Annotated in this window: 15 protein-coding genes and 1 pseudogene; 3 read left to right on the top strand and 13 right to left on the bottom strand. The window is 68.8% G+C overall.

The features are described from left to right. Positions 1–8: 8 nt before the first annotated feature. The 4 genes from ACQKM2_RS28240 to ACQKM2_RS28225 all read right to left on the bottom strand — a co-directional run bounded on the left by ACQKM2_RS28240 (position 9) and on the right by ACQKM2_RS28225 (position 5,360). Positions 9–2,384 (bottom strand): arylsulfatase, encoded by a 2,376-nt coding sequence (locus ACQKM2_RS28240; RefSeq protein ID WP_427714633.1) that lies wholly within the window; start codon positions 2,382–2,384, stop codon positions 9–11. A gap of 141 nt (positions 2,385–2,525) precedes the next feature. Next, entirely contained in the window at positions 2,526–3,479 is a 954-nt protein-coding gene (locus tag ACQKM2_RS28235; RefSeq protein ID WP_427714631.1) for a formylglycine-generating enzyme family protein, read from the bottom strand. A 77-nt stretch (positions 3,480–3,556) separates the two neighbouring features. Further along, positions 3,557–3,775 carry a DUF6243 family protein gene (locus ACQKM2_RS28230; RefSeq protein WP_427714629.1) on the bottom strand — a complete coding sequence of 73 codons (219 nt, stop codon included), beginning with the start codon at positions 3,773–3,775 and terminating at the stop codon, positions 3,557–3,559. A gap of 157 nt (positions 3,776–3,932) precedes the next feature. Beyond that, on the bottom strand, positions 3,933–5,360 hold the full coding sequence (locus ACQKM2_RS28225; protein ID WP_427714628.1) for a PLP-dependent aminotransferase family protein: 1,428 nt from the start codon (positions 5,358–5,360) through the stop codon (positions 3,933–3,935). Between ACQKM2_RS28225 and ACQKM2_RS28220 the strand changes: the two genes are divergently transcribed. Both ACQKM2_RS28220 and ACQKM2_RS28215 read left to right on the top strand, forming a co-directional pair. Beyond that, on the top strand, positions 5,359–6,597 hold the full coding sequence (locus ACQKM2_RS28220) for an aminotransferase class V-fold PLP-dependent enzyme (RefSeq protein ID WP_427714627.1): 1,239 nt from the start codon (positions 5,359–5,361) through the stop codon (positions 6,595–6,597). The genes ACQKM2_RS28225 and ACQKM2_RS28220 overlap by 2 nt on opposite strands. Further along, positions 6,594–7,883, top strand: coding sequence for an MFS transporter (locus ACQKM2_RS28215; protein ID WP_427714626.1), 1,290 nt, complete (start codon positions 6,594–6,596; stop codon positions 7,881–7,883). Before ACQKM2_RS28220 ends, ACQKM2_RS28215 begins: the two co-directional genes overlap by 4 nt. Before the next feature lie 79 nt (positions 7,884–7,962). Here ACQKM2_RS28215 and ACQKM2_RS28210 read toward each other — a convergent pair. From ACQKM2_RS28210 to ACQKM2_RS28190, 5 genes and pseudogenes are all read right to left on the bottom strand, one after another. Continuing rightward, a pseudogene (locus ACQKM2_RS28210) lies at positions 7,963–8,148 on the bottom strand (CorA family divalent cation transporter); the annotation flags it as partial. A 190-nt stretch (positions 8,149–8,338) separates the two neighbouring features. Beyond that, on the bottom strand, positions 8,339–8,701 hold the full coding sequence (locus ACQKM2_RS28205; protein ID WP_427714625.1) for a hypothetical protein: 363 nt from the start codon (positions 8,699–8,701) through the stop codon (positions 8,339–8,341). Continuing rightward, positions 8,698–9,369 carry a hypothetical protein gene (locus ACQKM2_RS28200; RefSeq protein ID WP_427714624.1) on the bottom strand — a complete coding sequence of 224 codons (672 nt, stop codon included), beginning with the start codon at positions 9,367–9,369 and terminating at the stop codon, positions 8,698–8,700. Before ACQKM2_RS28200 ends, ACQKM2_RS28205 begins: the two co-directional genes overlap by 4 nt. Before the next feature lie 125 nt (positions 9,370–9,494). Continuing rightward, positions 9,495–11,543, bottom strand: coding sequence for a hypothetical protein (locus ACQKM2_RS28195; RefSeq protein WP_427714622.1), 2,049 nt, complete (start codon positions 11,541–11,543; stop codon positions 9,495–9,497). Further along, entirely contained in the window at positions 11,540–11,971 is a 432-nt protein-coding gene (locus tag ACQKM2_RS28190; RefSeq protein WP_427714621.1) for a hypothetical protein, read from the bottom strand. Before ACQKM2_RS28190 ends, ACQKM2_RS28195 begins: the two co-directional genes overlap by 4 nt. Before the next feature lie 846 nt (positions 11,972–12,817). Here ACQKM2_RS28190 and ACQKM2_RS28185 point away from each other — a divergent pair. Then, positions 12,818–14,320, top strand: coding sequence for a hypothetical protein (locus ACQKM2_RS28185; RefSeq protein ID WP_427714619.1), 1,503 nt, complete (start codon positions 12,818–12,820; stop codon positions 14,318–14,320). A 50-nt stretch (positions 14,321–14,370) separates the two neighbouring features. Here ACQKM2_RS28185 and ACQKM2_RS28180 read toward each other — a convergent pair whose 3' ends face one another. From ACQKM2_RS28180 to ACQKM2_RS28165, 4 genes are all read right to left on the bottom strand, one after another. Then, positions 14,371–15,507, bottom strand: a complete 1,137-nt coding sequence (locus ACQKM2_RS28180) for a hypothetical protein (RefSeq protein WP_427714618.1) — start codon at positions 15,505–15,507, stop codon at positions 14,371–14,373. A 1-nt stretch (position 15,508) separates the two neighbouring features. After that, a complete protein-coding gene (locus ACQKM2_RS28175) occupies positions 15,509–16,012 on the bottom strand; it encodes a DUF4365 domain-containing protein (protein WP_427714616.1) in 504 nt (167 codons plus the stop codon). A 131-nt stretch (positions 16,013–16,143) separates the two neighbouring features. Then, positions 16,144–17,208, bottom strand: coding sequence for a hypothetical protein (locus tag ACQKM2_RS28170; RefSeq protein ID WP_427714615.1), 1,065 nt, complete (start codon positions 17,206–17,208; stop codon positions 16,144–16,146). A 102-nt stretch (positions 17,209–17,310) separates the two neighbouring features. Beyond that, positions 17,311–18,369, bottom strand: coding sequence for a serine hydrolase domain-containing protein (locus ACQKM2_RS28165; RefSeq protein ID WP_427714613.1), 1,059 nt, complete (start codon positions 18,367–18,369; stop codon positions 17,311–17,313). Positions 18,370–18,544: the final 175 nt, after the last annotated feature.

Raw genomic sequence — 18,544 nt, 5'->3', positions numbered from 1 at the left:
CCTCCCGTCTACTCGCGGGCGAGCATGGCCTCCGCCTCGCGCTCCAGGTCGACGTACGGTTCCCCGCTGACGTCGACGGCGACGCGGTGGAGGGTGCCGCCGGTGAAGGCGTACGGGGCCGCCCCCGGGTAGTCGGCGGTGACGGCGTCCCCGCCGTCCCTGCCGACGTTGAGGCCCTCGCCCGCCAGCGTGAACTTGCCGGGCTGGGTCCTGATGCGGCCTTCGCCCACCTTCCTGTCACCGTGGTACAGGCTGAGCACGCCGGTGGCCACACCGGGGGAGACCTCGCCGTCCTTGTCGAAGGAGGCGGCGAGGATCAGCTTCTCGCCGGCCGGCAGGGGCTCGGTGGCCACGACGCGCTGCTCCTCGCTGCCGAGGAAGTTGTACACGTACGTCAGCCGGCCGTCCTTGACGTAGAGCGCGTGGCCGCCGAAGCGGCCGCCGTGCGCGAAGAGCACCCCGGATGCGCCGCCGCCGGTGCCGCCGCCGGCGCCGGCCAGGTCGACGACCGCGCCGATCGAGTAGGAGCGGTTGCGGATGTTCACGGCCACGGACTCGGGGACTTCCGCGCCGCCGGGCCGGTAGACGTAGCGGTTGCGGGGCGGGGTGAGCTGCGGGCGCGGCGTGGACAGGATCTCCAGGGCGGAGCGGTCGTCGAGGGGGAAGGCGTGGTTGACGCCCGCCTCGTAGAACCACAGCCCGATCAGCTCCCGCAGCTTGTCGGGCTCCCGTCCGGCGAGGTCGCGGAGCTCGGCGCGGTCCTCGTCGGTGTGGTAGAGCTCCCAGGTGTCCCGGTGGAAGTCGCTCCAGCCGCTGATCGCCGGATGGGTGGTGACGGCCTTCCAGCCCTGGTGCCAGATGCCCCGGGTGCCGAGCATCGAGTAGAACTGCGTGCTCTTGGCCGAGGGCAGCCCGGCGGAGTCGAAGCTGTAGCGCATGCTCACGCCCTGGAGGGGGATCTGCGAGTAGCCCTTGACGGTGTCGGGCAGGGCCAGGCCCAGGCAGTCCAGCACCGTGGGCACGATGTCGATGGCGTGGTGGTACTGGTCGCGGACCTCGCCCCGGGCCGAGATGCCGGACGGCCACGAGATGATGCAGGGATCGCAGGTGCCGCCGTTGAACGAGTACCGCTTCCACATCTTGAACGGCGTGTTGAAGGCCATGGCCCAGCCGGTGGGGTAGTGGCCGTACGTCTCCACGCCGCCGAGCTCGTCGAGCATGGCCATGTTCTCGGCGAGGTCGTCGGCGACGTTGTTGAAGAACTTGTTCTCGTTGACCGAGCCGTTCGGGCCGCCCTCGCCGCTGGCGCCGTTGTCGGACACCACGACGAAGATCGTGTCGTCGAGCTGCCCGATCTCCTCCAGGTAGTCGAGGAGCCGTCCGACCTGGTCGTCGCAGTGGGACAGGAACCCCGCGTAGACCTCGGCCATCCGGGCGAACAGCCGCTGCTCCTCCGCCGAGAGCTCCGCCCACGGGCGGGTGTAGTCGAGCGGCGGGAACGGCTCGCCGTTCGGGCCCCTGCGGGTGTCGGGCGTGCCGATCGGGTTCACCGGGGGCAGTTCGGTGTTCGCGGGGACCAGCCCGAGCCGCTTCTGCCGGGCGAGGGTCTCCTCGCGCATCGCCTCGTACCCGGCGTCGAACCGGCCCCGGTAGCGTTCGATCCACTCGGGCGGCGCCTGGTGCGGGGCGTGGGCGCAGCCCGGAGCGTAGTAGAGGAAGACGGGCCGCTCGGGCGCGATGGCCTTGACGTCGTCGATGAACCGGATCGCCCTGTCCGTGATGTCGACGCCGAAGTGGTACCCGTCCTCGGGCGTGGCCGGCTGCTCGACGGGGTGCTGGTCGTGCACGAGGTCCGGGTACCACTGGCTGGTCTCCGCGCCGAGGAAGCCGTAGAACCGCTCGAAGCCCCGGCCGGTGGGCCAGTTCCGCTTGGTGGAGGCGAGGTTCATCTCGTCCTCCGGGCACAGGTGCCACTTCCCGGTCAGGGCGGTGCTGTAGCCGTGGTCCACCAGGATCTCCGCGAGGGTCGCGCACTCCGACGGGATGTGGCCGTTGGCGCTGGGGAACCCGATCGCGGCCTCGCTGATGCAGGCCATGCCGTTGGTGGTGTGGTTGCGGCCGGTCAGCAGCGCCGAGCGGGTCGGGGAGCACAGCGCGGTGGTGTGCCACTGCGTGTAGCGCAGGCCCTTCGCGGCGATCCGGTCGATGTTCGGCGTCTCGATCGGACCGCCGTAGCAGCTCATCGCCCCGAACCCGACGTCGTCGAGGACGATGTACACCACGTTCGGCGAGCCCTTCCGGGCCTTGGGCTGCTGGTACGGGGCCCAGTCGGGCACCGACTCCCGGACGTCGAGGTTGATCACACCACGGAACGTGTCGGACATGCCTCATCCCCTTGTGGGTCGACGTCCCACGCCGGGCGGTCACGGGGCCGCTCCACGGTCGGGACGGTTGCCCTGCAAGTCTGTGCGCAGCCGCGGCGGGCCGCCCGCCCCGGGGGTACGGGAGGGTGATGGTCCCGGCAATCAGCGGATCACGCAGCGGAAGCCGAGGTGGCAGGTGGCGGTGTCCTCGCTCTGACCGGTCCGGGCGGCGGGCCGGTAGCGCAGGCAGTAGTTCGGCGCGCACAGGTGGGAGCCGCCCTTGGTGACCCGGAAGGGGAACGGCGCGCCCGCGGCCGGGGCTCCGGCCGGCCGGTCGACCCGGGGGTTGCGCGGTACGCAGCAGGGCCGGGGGGCGGGGTCCGGATGCCGTGCCCGGTAGTGGTCGGACGTCCACTCCCACACGTTGCCCGCCATGTCGAACAGGCCGTACCCGTTGGGCGGGAAGGCCCGTACCGGCGTGGTGCCCGGCACCCGGTGCTTCGCAGACGCGGGGAGGTACTGCCAGGGGAAGGCGCCGTGCCACGTATTGGCCATCCGGCGGCCCTTCGGGGCGAACTCGTCGCCCCAGACGAAGACCGCCCCCTCCAGCCCGCCGCGGGCCGCGAACTCCCACTCGGCCTCCGTGGGAAGCTCCTTGCCCGCCCAGCGGGCGTACGCGACGGCGTCCTCGAAGGCCACCTGCGTCACGGGGTGCAGATCACGCCCGTCGAGCGCCCGCCCGCCGCCCAGCGGCCGGCGCCAGCAGGCACCCGCCTCGTACGACCACCACTGCCGCCAGTCGTCCAGGTCCACCGGTCCCGGCGGCATCCGGAACACCAGCGCCCCCGCGACGAGCGCACCCGGATCGGCACCCGGGAAGTCCGCGGGGTCGGGCTCCCGCTCCGCGACCGTGACGTAACCCGTCTCCTTCGCGAACCGCCGGAACTGCGCGACCGTCACGGGGTGCTCGTCCATCCAGACCCCGTCCACCGCCACCGGCCGCACCGGCCGCTCCTCCGGATAGAACGCGTCCGACCCCATCAGGAACGTACCGCCCGGCACCCGGACCATGCCCTTGCGCGAGGCACCCGGCCGATCCCGCCCCGAGCTGCTCATGCCGCCACGGTGCCCCATCCCCGCACCCCCACGCCACGCGCCACGCGGCACGGGGCGCCGGCCCGGACGACCGGACGTCAGCCCTCCGCGGCGCCGTCACCCGCCTGCCCGGAGGCGGCCTCGTCCGCCCGCGCCTTCTCGAGCAGCTTGCGGATCAGCTCCGCCTTCCGGTCGGCGGCACTCTGCCGGTCCCGGTTCCGGTGCGGCCCGTTCTCCTGCCGCTCGGCACGGGACTGCCTCTTGCGCTGGCCGCCGCCCTGGCCCACGGGGTTGTTGATGTTCTTGCTGTCGGGCACGGGATCTCCCGGTGTCGGTATGGAGCGGTCCGCGCATCCACTGGCGGGGGGACGCTGCGCGTCACGCCCTCACCCGTGACCCGAGGACCGGAGGAACATGACAACGACGTTACCCCCTCCCGCGGGCCCCGCCGCGGGGGCCCGGTCGTCGTGCGCCTCAGCCGCGCTCCGGGCCGAGGTCGGCGAGCGCGGCTCCCAGCCGGCGCGCACCCTCGGTCAGCTCGGCCGGCTCGGCGGTCGCGGCGAACCCGATGCGCAGGTGGGCCGCGGGCGGCTCGGTGGCGAAGTAGCGGCTGCCTGCGCTGACGGCCACGCCGCGTTGGCGGGCGGCGCCGGCGAGGACGGTGTCCTCCACGCCGGACGGCAGGCGGACCCACAGGTGCAGCCCGCCCGTGGGCGGTCCCGCCAAGGTCGCACCGGGGACCTCCCGGGTGACCGCGGCGGCCAGTACGGAGCACCGCTCCCGCAGCGCCGCCCCCAGAGCACGGACGTGCCGCTCCCAGGACGGGGAGCTGAGCACTTCCAGCGCGGCCTCCTGGAGCGGGCGCGTGACGAAGAAGTCGTCGACCAGGCGTACCGCCCGCATGCGTTCCATGACCGGGCCGCGGGCGACCAGGGCGCCGATCCGCAGGCTCGGTGCGGCGGGCTTGGTGAGCGAGGTGACGTGGACGACCGTGCCGTCGGGGTCGTCGGCGACCAGCGGTCGCGGTACGGCGCCCCCGTGTCCCAGGTGCCGTGCGAAGTCGTCCTCCAGGACGAACGCGCCCGAGGCGCGCGCCACGTCGAGGATCTGGCGGCGCCGCTCGGGGGAGAGCACGGTGCCGGTCGGGTTCTGGAAGGTCGGCTGGCAGTACAGCAGTCGTGCGCCGGTCATCGCGAACGCGTCGGCCAGCATGTCGGGCCGCAGGCCGTCGGCGTCGAGCGGTACCGGGACGGGCCGCAGCCCGGCGGCGCGTGCGGCGGCCAGGGCCCGGGGGTAGGTGGGGGACTCGACGAGGACCGGGCTGCCGGGCCCGGCGATGGCCCGGAACGCTATCGACAGGGCGCTCTGCCCGCCGGCGGTGACCAGCACGTCCTCGGGCCCCACGCCGCCGCCGGCGGTCCGGGCGAACACGGTGCGCAGGGCCGCCAGACCGCCGGCCGGGGCGCGGTCCCAGGCGTCCGGGCGGCGTGCCGCCCGGGCCAGTGCCGCGCTCAGGGCCCGAGTGGGCTGGAGCGAGCGGTGCACGTAGCCGCCGTCCATCGTGATCGTCCCGGCCGGCGGCGGGCCGAGCGGGTCGGAGATCAGGTGGGTGTCGACCGCGCGGTCGGTGAGGGCGACCGTCTGCCAGTCGGTGTCCGCGCTTGCGGCGCCCGCCCCGTCGCGGTGCCGGGCCGGCCGGGCCGCGAACGTCCCGCTGCCGGGACGGGTCACCACCACGCCCTCGGCGGCCAGCGCGGCGATGGCCCGGGCCACCGTCGCCGGTCCGACCCGGTACTCCTTGACCAGGTCCCGGCTGCTCGGCAGCCGGTCGCCGGGAGACAGCCGGGAGACCAGAGAACGGAGGCTGTCGGCCAACTCCCCAGAAGTGCTACTGTCGTTCATGAGAGATAACAGTAGCGCTTCTGGTCCTGGTCGGGAAGCACTTCAGCTGGACGTCGCCGCCCTGAGGGCCGACACCCCGGGGTGCCGCCACGTCATCCACTTCAACAACGCGGGCTGCGGACTGCTGCCGGCACCCGTGCGGGACGTGATGGTCGGTCACCTCAACCTCGAAGCCCGGATCGGCGGTTACGAGGCCTCGGCCGCCCAGGCCGCCGCGGTCCGCGAGTTCTACGCGCAGACCGCCGCCCTCATCAACACGACGGCCGACAACATCGCCTTCGCAGGCAGCGCCACGCACGCCTACGCCAACGCCCTCTCGTCGATCCCGTTCGAGGCGGACGACGTCATCCTCACCACCCGCGACGACTTCGTCTCCAACCAGATCGCCTTCCTCTCCCTGCGCAAGCGGTTCGGCGTCCGCGTCGTCCACGCGCCCGACACCGCGGAGGGCGGGGTCGACGTGGAGGCGATGGCCGCGCTGATGCGGACCCACCGCCCCCGCCTGGTGTCCGCCACCCACGTCCCCACCAACTCGGGCCTGGTCTCGCCGATCGCCGACATCGGCCGCCACTGCCGGGAACTGGACCTGCTCTACCTGGTCGACGCCTGCCAGTCGGTGGGCCAGTACGCCATCGACGTGGAGGAGATCGGCTGCGACCTCCTCACCGCCACGTGCCGCAAGTTCCTCCGCGGCCCGCGCGGTTCCGGATTCCTGTACGTGGCCGACCGCGTCCTGCGCGCGGGCTACGAACCGCTGTTCATCGACATGCACGGTGCCCGCTGGACCGAACCGGGCGGCTACGAGCCCGTGGCGACGGCGGCCCGGTTCGAGGAGTGGGAGTTCCCCTACGCCACGGTGCTCGGCAGCGCCGCCGCCACGCGCTACGCCCGCCAGGTCGGCATCGAGGCCATCGAGCAGCGCACCCCGGCGCTCGCGGCCCGCCTCCGCGACCGGCTCGCACCCGTCCCGGGGGTGCGGGTGCTCGACCGCGGCCCGCGCCTCGCCGCGCTCGTCACCTTCGAGGTGGAGGGCTGGCAGGCGCAGCCGTTCAAGGCGGCCATGGACGCCCGCGGCATCAACTCGGCGCTCAGCTTCCGCGAGTTCGCGCAGTTCGACTTCGGGGACAAGGACGTCGACTGGTGCCTGCGCCTGTCGCCGCACTACTACAACACCGAAGAGGAAGTGGACCACGTCGCGGAAGCGGTCGCGGAGCTCGCCGGCCGGGGACGGCGATGACCGCCTCGCCGACACTCACCCGGGAGCCGTCCACGGCGAGCCTCTGGCGCAACGGCGACTTCCTCAGGTTCTGGCTCGGCGAGACCCTCTCGCTCCTCGGCACCCAGGTCACGAACCTCGCCCTGCCGCTCACCGCCATCACCGCCTTCGACGCCACCGACGAACAGGTCGGCTTCCTGCGGTTCCTCCAGCTCGTCCCGTACCTCGGGCTCGCCCTGGTCTTCGGGGTGTGGGCGGACCGCGCGCGGCGGCGCCGGATCATGCTCGGCGCCAACCTCGTCCGGATGGTCCTGCTGGCCCTGGTCCCCGTCCTGTACTGGACGGACGCGCTCGGCATGGCATCGCTGATGGCGATCGCCTGTGCCGTCGGCGTCGCCTCGGTGCTGTTCGACGTGAGCTGGATGTCGTACGTGCCCACGCTCGTCCGCGACCCCGGGCACTACGTGGAAGCCGGCGCGAAGATGGGGATGAGCTCCTCGGCGGCCGACGTGGCGGGCCCCGGGCTCGCGGGCGTCCTGGTCGGTGCCCTGACCGCACCCGTGGCGCTGATCGCCGACGCCTTCTCCTACCTGGCGTCCCTGATCTCCCTGCTCCTCATCCGCACCCCCGAACCCCGTCCCGAACCGCCCGCGGCACGGCGCCACCTGCCCACCGAACTCCGGGACGGCCTGCGCCTGGTGCTGAAGAACCCGGTCCTGCGGTCGCTGGCCCTGATCGGGTTCTGCTGCAACCTGTCCATGATCTCCGTGTGGACGCTGTTCCTGCTCCACGGAACACGGGACCTGCACCTGGACTCGACGACCCTCGGCGGCATCTTCGCCACGGCCTCCGTGGGCGGCCTGATCGGCGCGGCGGTCTCCCGCGGGGTCATCCGGCGCTTCCGCCTCGGCCTCGTCTACCTCGTCGCCCAGTCGGCCCTCCTCATCGGCCCGACGCTGCTCGTCCTGGCCACCGGCCCCCGGCCGGTGATGGTGGGGATGTTCGTCCTCTCCTTCTTCACCACCTACCTCGGCCTCGGCGTCGCGGGCGTCGTCATCGTCAGCCTGCGCCAGGCCAGTACGCCGCAGTCGATGATGGGCCGCATGACGGCGGTCTTCCGCACCCTCCTGTTCGGCGGCGGCGCCCTCGGCGGCCTGCTGGCGGGCCTCCTGTCCGGCCGCCTCGGCGCCCGGGGCGCGCTGACCGCGGCGGCGATCGCCTCGGCCACCGTCCTGATCGCCCTCGCCCTGTCCCCGGTGACCCGCCTGCGCACCCTCCCCCCGGCCCCGGCAGAACCGACGGCCTGAAACGCCGAACCCCGCAGGGCCCCGCCATCCACGGCGGGGCCCTGCGACAACCTGCCCGACCACCCGCCGGACGCACGGACTACAACCAGTCCCGCTTCTTGAAGATCACGTACAGGCTCGTGCAGACCACGGCCATCAGCAGGATCGCGAAGGGGTAGCCCGCCGCCCAGTGGAGTTCCGGCATGGTGTCGAAGTTCATGCCGTAGATGGTTCCCACCAGGGTGGGGGCGAAGAGGATGGCCGCCCAGGAGGAGATCTTCTTGAAGTCGTCACCCTCACCCCGCTGACCTGCGGAATCCTGCTGTATAAGTGGCCTGACCTGCGACGATCCGTCTTTCCGGTCCTTTCGGAGTGCTACCCGCTGATGCGCCTGATCCTCCCCAGCCGCTCCCCAGCGGGGCGTCATTCTCCCCAGGTTCTCCCCAGCGGCATCGAGCTGTTCCTCGACGGGCCCGTCAGCTTTGCTCGGTTCGTCGGCCCCAGTCGATCACGCTCAGACCCGCCCGCTCGATCACCTCCTCGGTCAGGCCGAGTCGCTGGATGGGCGATACCTGCCGTCGCTGGAGCCAGCGATCCCTGCGAACGCGCTCCGTTCCGCTGAGCGTGCTCCAGTCGTCGTACAGGACGCCTGGAGCATCGACCGTGCCTGCCTCGCGTGCGGCCTGCTGTGCAAAGAAGAACTCGTTGGGGGCGTGACGTAAGGCGATCAGAGCCCATGCGGTCGGGTAGGCCAGGGAAGGCCCGTGCTGCTTCATGAGTCGGCGAGTACGCCACTGACGGGAGGGGGCGAGGAGCCAGCGTCTGGTGCGCATGTTCATGCGGTATCGCCTCCGGAATCGGTCAGGCGGGTGGGCAGCCAGGTGGCCGCCGTCTGTTGGAGTTCCGTGCTGCCGAGCGCGTGCAGAGACTGGGTCAGAGCGCGCAGGAGCACCTCGCGCTGCTGCGGAGTGCGCATGTCGGTGAGCATCTGATCGACGAAGCGGATGACCTCACCTCTGACGGCGTCACGGTCCGTGTCGTGCGGGGCTCTGAGATCCTTCACCCGTTCTTCCAGGTCTTGCAGCGCGTCGAGGCGGTCTGGATGTCGGTCGATCCACCACACGCGGCGTAGGTCGGGGTTGGCCAGGAGGCCTTGAAGAAAGACAAGGCGGCGCTGGGCATCTTGTTGCTCGAGGTCGGTCAGCTGTGCTCTGCGCAGGTGCTCGTGCGCCACATTGCGATCCCCTTCATCCACGGTCAGGCGTGCAGAGCCGTACGCCGTGAACCCTCCCGCCGGTTGGATGGGGCGGGCCATGGCCAGGTTCACGTCGTCTTGCGCGGCCGGTAGTTCGAGCACCGAGTAGCGGGAGAGAGTGCGGCGGGCACGTTCACGGAGGGCGTGGCGAGCCCGTGCTGGCAGCGCCACGGAATCGAGCTGTTCGTGCGGCCCCTCCTCCGGCACCTGCCAGGATCCGTGGATATGTGCGGTGAAGAAGATGCTGGGCACGCGGCTGGCGAACCGTTCGTCATGGAGTTCAACGACTCCCTCTGATGCAGAGGCCTCCGAGGCCGCCGCCGGGCCGATTGCGGCTGGCGGCGGCTTCGGACGTCCGAGCCGACGGGGGAGGAGACTCATGCGGATGCGGCGTCAGCTGCTCCGGAGGGAGGGGTCGCAGGACTGGATCCCACAGCGGTTGCGGGGGTGGGCTCGGGCGGCGCGGAGGGCAGGAGCCGATCGAGCAGGATGCGGCGTCGGTGAATCCCGGCGCTCGTGGTGACCCCCGCTTCCCCCACGAGGAGGTTCGACACCCCTGCGTCTCCGACGGTGCCTTTGAGGACGGCTTCAGCGATGTCGAGGCACTGGTTCTCCGGTACGGCGGAAGAGTCCAGCCAGGCGGCCAGTGACTCCACAGCGTTGTCGGAAGCGTGGCGCCAAGCAGCCCTCCAGCCGCGTACGAACAAACCGTCCTCGACCGCCGGTTCCACCTCACCCGGCTCGCCCACGAGTGCCAGGGCGATGGGATGCTCGCCGGCCAGGCTGGCCAAGGCAAGGAAGGCGGTAGCCCCGGCCTGCCGGATCTGGTCGTCGCCGTCCTCGGCCCAGCCAACGATCTCGCTGAGGACCAAATTCCTCAGTCCGGGCTTCTCGGCCATCGTGCGGATGGCTTGAGCGACGGCGGCAGTACCGCGTCGATCAGCACGGGAGGCTAGGAGCCGGAGCCTGGTGAGCGCGACCCGTGGGAAGGCGCGCCCCAGATTGCCTGCGCAGACCTCAGCGACGGTGGTGGCCTGCGCCTCAGCAAGATTCTTCTGCTTGGCCGTGTCATAGAGGTATTTGCGGACCACTACGCCTATGCGCGGGTGGGTCGCTGTGTTCTCCAGGACGCCCACTGCGAGCCTACGGTGAGCAGGGCTGTCCATGGCGGTCCATTCCTTGACGATGCCCAGAACCGCCTCCCCTCCAGGTCCGGCGGCCAGACGGGTGATCGCCTCGGCGACTCGCTCCCTGTACTTTCCAGCGACCCCGCCTTGAGCCGTGATGTCCGAGGCCCAGCGCAGCAGCACCTCACGCAGAGGCGGACGCTGCGACCAGACATGGGACAGCACCGCTTCGTGCAGCCCGTGGCGGTCCTTACTGAGAGACAGGCCGTCGTCTCCCACCCGGTTTGCGCCGACGTTGTCCAGGCGGACCTTCAGATCCGGCCCGGCCAGGGGGCCGCCTGGTGGAAGGATGCCCTCCACCAGGTTGAAGAGCTTGTCGGCGGCAGCCATCACAACTCCGGCAGGCAAGCCCTCCAGGAGAGCGGTGGCGATCAGCAAGGCCCGGTCGCGGAGATGCTCCACACCTTCATGCTCGTTGAACCACAGGGTGAGATGGTCCTGCCAGTTCTCGAACTCGCTCTTGGCGTTCTGTTCACCACCAGGCGCGCTCTCGGCAACGATCCGGGCAAGCCGCACCGCGTCAGCCGGCCTCGTCGTCGGGCCGAGGAGCTCGGCGAGATCCGTACCGTCGGCGAACCATTCGAGCCGATCGGGCTTGACGTATCGGAGGTGGGCCCTGGCGACCTCGATCGCCGAGGGCTGCACATGGTCGATACGAGGCACCGATGCCAGCGTGCTCGGCCTCCACGCCTCAGCAGTGGTCAGGATGACGAGGTACGCCCCACCGACAGCGCTGTCCTTCTGGTAGCTGCTCACCCCCTGGTAGAAGTCGGCGGGCAGGGTGCTGTATTCCGATAGGTCGAGGATGAACCCGTGGTCGGGCGTGGACGGGATCTGCTCGGTCCGCGGGCGGTCCCAGTCCAGGACCAAGCTGCGAATGTTGTCACCCTTCACGCCCACGTCCCTCAGGACGCGCAAGGCCGTCGTTCGCCGTCCCGATCCAGCCGCACCAGTCAGCACAGCCACACTGTGCTGACCACCCTCCGGACCCTTCAGCAGCCGAGTCGCCCGCGCGACCTGGCCTTCCAGTTCGCCGACGGGCTCCGCGTGGACGTACTCGCTATCGACGAGGGCGATCTCGCCCGCGTCGATGCCGACCGCCCTCAGGTACTGCCACTCACGGACGTACGTGTGGTGGTGCTCCTCGTAGTCACCGGCCACCTGGGTGACCCGGGAATGCTCTGCCGCCTCCGCCTCCTGGTGGATGCCCTCCCCGGGCGCCGGCTCGCCGCCGCTCATGACCGCCCCGGGTTGATGACGGTCTGGTTGCCACCGACCTGGTTGATCCGAGCCTTGCCGCCTGCCTTGGCACTCTGTCGGACCACCGTCGGCTTCTGCGCGGCTTCGGGGTTCTGCTCCCGCCACCGGTTGACGAACTCCAACAGCTCGCGGCCCGCTTCCTCATCCTCATCGGCGAGGTCCTGGAGCCGTACCGTCCAGGATGCCGACACCTCACCTGACCGATCCTCGCCTGCCGGAGCGGCCAACAGCATTTCCCTGTCGCGGTCGAGACGAGCGACTTGGCGCGCCTCAGCTTCCGCCTGCCCATGCCCGAGCAGACGCGCCATCCAGTCCCTGACGCTGCGCCACCCATCCGACATCATGGCTGCGACCAGCGCCGAGGCGCCCGCCACCCCCACGGTCGCCAGCTCTCCGGATACGTCCAAGTCCGTCCCCTCCCGTGCGGCAACAGTGACAAGCCCCATTCGTTCCCCCACCCCGGCCCTTCATGAACACCAAGGCAAACAAGGCGAGTTCACTGCGTTACGCGGCCGAAAACTGCAGTCGGTGTCACCGCCGGGGCGTGCCAAAGCGGGACCGTGCCCAGGAGATGCGAACGTGGTGCGGGGCAGCGAAGTCGGCGCCGGGGACCACCGCGACGCTGGCCTCCGTCGGGAAAGGCTCCGCGAAGTCCGCCGCGGAGGTGATCGTGCGGCTCGCCAGGGTGTGGTTGTAGGTGGCGGAGACCTCGGCGAACAGAAAAGGCTCCGGTCGGGTTGCCGCCGACGTCGACACCGGGGATGTCTGCGAGGGCCTTGATGGTGGTCAGGCGGCGGTCGTCCAGCTCGCGGCGGCGTTCCAGTTCGGTGGAGAGGTCTGCCGTGAGCGTGCCGAGGGCGGCCCTGTGGGAGATGGAGGACAGGGAGGAGGCGGTGCCGCAGCCCCAATTGCTTTTGAAGTTCTGGGCAGCGGCCATGAGGTGGGCGTCGCTGGGTCCTGGCTCCGGCGATCTCAATTGCGAATGGTCGTTACGTTCCTTCTCGCGGTCCGGGGCCCCTGTCAGCGTGAGTGCTTAGGCTGGCATGCTGGCCACGTGAGTAGGCGACCCGTCCCGAAGGCGCATAGCGCGCGGCTGGCACTGGACAGTCTGGCACTTTGCCGGCCTGGCAGAACGCGAGTGGCCGCAGACCGGCACCAACTGGAGGCAACGCAGCATTCAGGGCGCACTCACGGGACACTCCCGGGCGACACGGGAGCTGGATCCACAAGCAGCCGGTGAGTACTTCACAGCCTTGCGGCAGACGACCGAGGCCGAGATCCGCACCATGGTTCAGTCCTATCCATCGGTCCAGTGGCTGTGGTATTTGCGGCGCCTTCCAGACCTCTTTGACGGTGCCTTGTCCACCACAGGACCCTATGACCGTGGGCTGATGGACCTGGTGGCCGCCGCAAGCGCCAAGGCATGCACGCAACTGCCCATCACTGGTGGGGAGATCAATTTTCCGGTCACCGACGGTGTTGTGCGACGAGTTCTCCGCCTTTGCGCCATGGCAGTTACACTGAGTGACATTCATTCGCGGCTGCGCCGTGCGGGCAAGGGCATTGCATTCGCACCGCAAGGTGAGGGCTTTCCCGCTGATGTTCCAAATGCATCGGTTCGCGCCGCGATCGACCTATATGACCGGCGCGTTTGTGCTCATCCGACCGGGCTGACCAGTCCAGGCACCATCATGCTGACCCCGGATTACCGTGATGGGGACCCGCTACCGATCGTTCTTGTCAGCCCGCTCCCAGCGTGGGACATGCTTCCGACCTGGCAAGGTCCCCTTTCTGGGGGTACGCCCATGACGACGCGTGGCCGCTTCACGCCACACGTCATTTCCTTGCGTGAAGTGCGGGCTGTGCTTGGGTTGACCCCAACGCGTACCACGCCGTGGTGGGAGCCGGAACTCCCCGCCCTAATTGCGCTGCTGCAGGCCCTCAGTATGTACTTGACATACGACACTGCTGGAGGCTGGTTGAGCCTGGTGCGCTACGGATACGTAGTCCTGCGCTGGGAAATCCTGCGCGAACTTCTCGATAGGGCGCTGCCCTGGCTGAAGGCAGAGTTGGACAGTTGGTTTCCGCCAAGCGCCTTCGCGGATGCGCAGCAGATCCTGGAGCGTCTTGATGGCTTGCCCGTCAGCCTCTGGCCCCAGGAGCCCGGCCCAATCTTCCATCGCGCCGGCCCCGATGTGCTGGTTGACTTCGATGCAGCCTCGCGCCATCTGTTTCGGCAATGCACCGTCGCGCCGATAAACGACACACCAGTGTCCAAGATCCGCGCCGATCACTTCGAAGAGACTGTCCAGCAGCTTATCGACCGCTCACCGTGGAAGCCGTCGCAAACTGCCCCCGTTAGGAACTTCAAACCGCGGCCTCTCGGCAGCGGGGTCCTCACAGACTTCGATGCAGTGGGCGAGCTAGGGGACACGCTTCTGATCGTCTCTTGTAAGAGCCGGCCATATACGGCACAATATGATGCTGGCGACTACAAGGCGGTCCGAAACGCCGCCACCCTGGTTGAGGGTGCGGTTGCGAAGTGGTCCGAGGTTGTTGCCACGCTCACGGAGCAGCCTGTTGGAGCCAACTACGATTTCAGCCGCTACCGGCGGATCCTGGGTGTGGTGTGTATTCCGCATACGCCCTACACCGTGCTGGGTGCAGCCACCGAAGTGCTCGACATAAATGCTGGCGGGAACGTTTTGCGTGCAGCCAACAGTTATGAAGAGCTGGCTGCGTGGATCGGCGTGTGACAGAACGGCAGGGCGAGGTGGTGACTGGGCCCGCGAGGGAAATCGGTGACCTAGGAATCTGGACCCAGTGATGGGTCCGGGCCGAAGTCGACGACGCTCATCCGGGCCTGCCCTCCGGGAGGGCTAGTTAGCGATCCACGCACGCGAACGGGCACTCCGGCGTCGTGGCAGCGCACGGCTGTGTGATAGTCGGCGTCGGGAAGGTGCATCCACACCGTGCGGCTGCGGCGCTGAATGAGTGTTTGGACACCGACGCGCCCATTATCATCCTCGGGGTGACGACTGAGGTCGGTGACCACGCCGTAGATCACGTGCTCACTGGTGTAGGCCTTGGTCTTGAGGTGATCGGAAACGCGATCGACGATATCGATCGCTTCACGATTGAATTCGACCTGAGCTGGGGTGCCTGGCGGGGGTGCAGCCACGCGAGACCAGTTGAACGAAACGTCCAATGTGCTTACTGATTCCGTGTTGACTACCTTGGTAAGGGCCTGGCAGAGCTCGTAGGAGACGCCTTCGCCGATCGAGTCATTGATCTCGCTTTTGGTCGGCTCGCGTTCGGCAGCGGCCATTTCTTCCAAAATGCCCAGAGCGCGGGACATTGTGGCTGTAACGCGGCGGTCGAAGAGGGTTTCTTCTACCGCGACATCAATATGATCCTGGCGCGGCGAGTACACGTCCTCTGGTGCGCGTGCCTGGCTGATGATTGGGACGATGTAGGAACCACGGCGAGTTTGTCCCAGGCGTACCTCTCGTGCCTGTGCACGCGCTCGGGTGGGGAAGTTCCGGTAGTGCCCTTGCCGGCGGATCGTTGCAGCAGCGGAGGCCACGCGAAGGCGCTTGGCCGAGACGAATAGTTCGTACCCCGATTCGAGTGGGATGGATCCGTCAGTCAGCGAGGGGTGGGAGGCTCGTAGATCTGTGACGTCGTGGTAGACGGTGGCGATGGCGTCATGGACTGCCTGTGCCTCTCTTGATTCCACCCGCGCGAGGTCCTGGACAAGGATGCGCGCTCGCTTCGTGAAATCTGGGGCGCCAGGTTTCATGGGGACCAGGACGACTTCGTCTGCCGGCCCCGGAAGGGTCCATAGTTCCGCGACGTCGCCGCCCGACACGGGAGCCCAGCCAGCGACCCTGAGATAGCTACGGATCTCCGCGGGCCCGTAGTTCAGGTTGAAGTCCACCATGTCAGTTCAACCCCAGTCCCGTCCCGAAGGCCATGCGACGCGCTGTGTCGAACATGCTGCCCATGGCCTTCACCGTAAGCTCTTGGTGCTCGGGAAGGTGGATTGCCGTGGTGGCGCTGCCTGCGGCTCGGCTCATACCGTGTAGCGAGGCCCAGTAGCCATGGCAGGCGAGGATGATCGAGTCGGGCTGGTGGGTGACCCACCGCCCTATGTCCGGCGGGACGATCAGCAGTGCTAGGTGCCCAGGTGCTGATCGCTCTGGGTCACGCAGCTTGTCGTAGGTCTCGACGTCCAGGTCGAATCTGTAGCCGCTTCGGGAAGTGCGTGGGCTCTGAGTGCACTTCAGCTGAATGTCGACCATGAGGCCGCGTGCACGAAGTGTGACGTCCACTCCGTCCTTGTCCACGTTCCAGTCGCAGACTGTATAGCCGCCTTGCGTGGCTAGGGCATGGACGAAGGCGCGACTGACTTGCTCTTTCTGCCAGCTTGTGGCCTGTGAGGCCATGCCACCCCCCCCGGCTGTGTGATCGTGAGGATAGGCGGGGCGGCGGCGTGAGGGAATAGGGCGTTGGTGGGGCACTGCGGACTCGCTGGCAGGCCCGCTCCATGTGTGATGGGTGGAGCAGGTTCCCAGTTCTAGGCGCCGAAGGTCGCGCGATACGCGTTCTGGCCAGTCTCGATGAGCAGCGTGAGGCCTGGGGTGGCGGCGCCTATCGCGGTGAGGGCCTCGTGAACACGCTGGTAGGCGGCGCGGATTCGGCTGGGTTCGGGTCGATCGGCGGTGGTCGTCTCCTCCAATACCTCAGCGTCGAGGAGCAACTGATCGCGTTCCTCGTCGGAGGTGCCGAGGCTAGGCGAGAACTGTCGGACCATTTGTGCGAACTCGGTCAACTTGGAAGCGTCCAGACCGAAATTGTTGTTTTGTGTCACGTGGTGCTGGGAGCCAGCGACGAAGCCATGGGAGTTGGTGATGTTGTAGGTGTCGCCGCTCGGCTGGGTTCGGTTCAGGTAGTCGTGCACGGTACCTCCGGCGAGTACGCAGCGGGTTCCTGTGGCGGTTGTTTGGGCTGTCGTGCAGTCCTCGGATGAACGGAGGCGAACGAGTCCGTTCTCACACAGGTAGTCCATGACCCTGACGATCTCCTCCTCCGTGAGAGGTTCCCCTGCAAAGCTGCACGCGGGATCATTCGCGAAGCCCGTGACGTCCACCGTTCCTGCTGCTCCGCCGGCCCGAAGTACGCCGCGGAGCAACCTGTCGCAGGCGTGACTGAAGCGGGCAATGGGATCACGTCGGAGTTCGAGCAATCGACGCGCCTCTAGGAGGCCGTCGTCTGTCGGGTAGACCTCGGAGAGTCCACCGGCCAAGCTCCTTGCGATCCGCACGAGCCCCAGCTTTTCCAGCTTCAGGGCCATATTGTCGGCCTCATCCTCTGGGAGGTGTTCCGTTTGGAGGAACGTTCTGATGTCGGCAAAGCCGCCCGGACGCGGCCGAACGGACTCGTGCAGCCAGATCAGCAGCCGTGACAGGTGGGGCTCACTTTCCAGCCCACTCGTACTGGACAGAAGCAGCCCTCCCAGATCGGGAACATCGAGCTCGATGGGCACGCGAACGGGATGCTTGCGGTTCGCGCGCTCAAATTCTTTGGCGATCTCTTTCTGTAGCTGTTCGATCGCCCGTCTGTTGACCTTGAACCCGCTCAACCTAGCCTCCTGTGCGCAGCACTGGCTCAAGGCTAGACGGCGGCACCGACAACGAAGGCCCCGTGAAGGGAGATGCCGTCCTAGTTCGGTCGCGGCCTGTGACTATGTGTGGATATCGGCAGCTGGGGTGGTGAGCGCGGTGATGCGGAAGGCGTTTCGAATTTCCGTCAGGGGTTCCCGATCACGGTTGTAGCGCAGCTTGTTGGTGAGGAGGACGGCCCAGCGGCCCTGGGCGGGGCTGATCCACATGCCCGTGCCGGTGAAGCCGTAGTGGACCCAGACGTCCTCGGCTGGGTCGGTGCCGGGGGCGGGGTGCCAGAAGAGGCCGCGGGCGGGGGTGAGGGCGCCGGTCTGGAGGCGGAGGGAGTCCTTGATCCAGGTCGGACCGAAGGCGGCCTGGGTGGGGGTGAGCATGTGGCGGAGGAAGAGGGCGAGGTCGTCGAGGACGGAGAAGGTGCCGGCGATGCCGCAGACGCCGCCCAAGAGGCGGGCGGAGAAGTCGTGGGCGGTGCCCTTGAGGTGGGTGCCGGTGGTGTCGTCGTACTCGGTGGGGGCGCAGCGGGCAGCTTCGGTGGCGGAGAGGGGGCCGAAGCGGGTGTGGGTCATGCCCAGGGGGTGCCAGACGCGGGCGGTGGCGAGCCGGTCCAGGGGTTGGCCCGAGAGGTGCTCGGCGAGGTAGCCGAGGATCAGGGCGGCCCGGTCGGTGTACTCGACGGCCTCGCCCAGTGGGCGGTGGAGGGCCTCGTGGAGGACGCCGTCGCGGATGTCCTGGGAGTCGGTGCCGTAGAGGTTCTTCAGGTTGGCGCGGAGGGGCAGGCCTGCGGTGTGGGTCAGGAGGTGGTGGGCCGTGGCTCGGGCCAGGGGGTGGCCGGCGACCTCGTCCCAGAAGGTGCCCAGAGGGGCGTGGAGGTCGAGTTTCCCCTCTTCGACGAGCGTGCCGATCGTGGACCAGACGGCGAGGACCTTGGTGAGGCTGGCCACGTCGAAGACGGTGTCCAGCCGCATCGGTTCGTCGGGCCGGTCGGGGTCGAGGAGGCCGACGGCGCCGCTCGCGCGGACGCCGTCGGCGTCCCCGACCGCCCACACCGCGCCGGGGTAGACCTCCTCGCGCACGCCGGTCTGCAGGAGGTCTTCGATTCGGGCGGTGGAGGGCGTGGTCATGGTCTCCCGATCGTCGTACGGCCGCGGGTGGTCCGTCGGTCAGGGTAGTGAGGCCGCCAGGACTGTTTCGGCTCCGCCACGGGCGGAGTCAGGCGAGCTGGTGGCGGAAGCGATCTCGGCTCGCCTCTCCCTCCGACTCTCAGTGGGGATCTGGGTGACGAATTCGGGTGCGCGA

Source organism: Streptomyces sp. NPDC004126, assembly GCF_050275515.1.
Classification (GTDB): domain Bacteria; phylum Actinomycetota; class Actinomycetes; order Streptomycetales; family Streptomycetaceae; genus Streptomyces.
Note: the sequence above shows the minus strand (reverse complement) of the source record. Positions and strands in the feature narration are given on the sequence as shown.

Coding starts and splice junctions, on each gene's coding strand:
- ACQKM2_RS28240 (WP_427714633.1), bottom strand. CDS start 2,384: ATGTCCGACACGTTCCGTGGTGTGATCAACCTCGACGTCCGGGAGTCG.
- ACQKM2_RS28235 (WP_427714631.1), bottom strand. CDS start 3,479: ATGAGCAGCTCGGGGCGGGATCGGCCGGGTGCCTCGCGCAAGGGCATG.
- ACQKM2_RS28220 (WP_427714627.1), top strand. CDS start 5,359: ATGAGAGATAACAGTAGCGCTTCTGGTCCTGGTCGGGAAGCACTTCAG.
- ACQKM2_RS28225 (WP_427714628.1), bottom strand. CDS start 5,360: ATGAACGACAGTAGCACTTCTGGGGAGTTGGCCGACAGCCTCCGTTCT.
- ACQKM2_RS28215 (WP_427714626.1), top strand. CDS start 6,594: ATGACCGCCTCGCCGACACTCACCCGGGAGCCGTCCACGGCGAGCCTC.
- ACQKM2_RS28205 (WP_427714625.1), bottom strand. CDS start 8,701: ATGAACATGCGCACCAGACGCTGGCTCCTCGCCCCCTCCCGTCAGTGG.
- ACQKM2_RS28195 (WP_427714622.1), bottom strand. CDS start 11,543: ATGAGCGGCGGCGAGCCGGCGCCCGGGGAGGGCATCCACCAGGAGGCG.
- ACQKM2_RS28180 (WP_427714618.1), bottom strand. CDS start 15,507: ATGGTGGACTTCAACCTGAACTACGGGCCCGCGGAGATCCGTAGCTAT.
- ACQKM2_RS28175 (WP_427714616.1), bottom strand. CDS start 16,012: ATGGCCTCACAGGCCACAAGCTGGCAGAAAGAGCAAGTCAGTCGCGCC.
- ACQKM2_RS28165 (WP_427714613.1), bottom strand. CDS start 18,369: ATGACCACGCCCTCCACCGCCCGAATCGAAGACCTCCTGCAGACCGGC.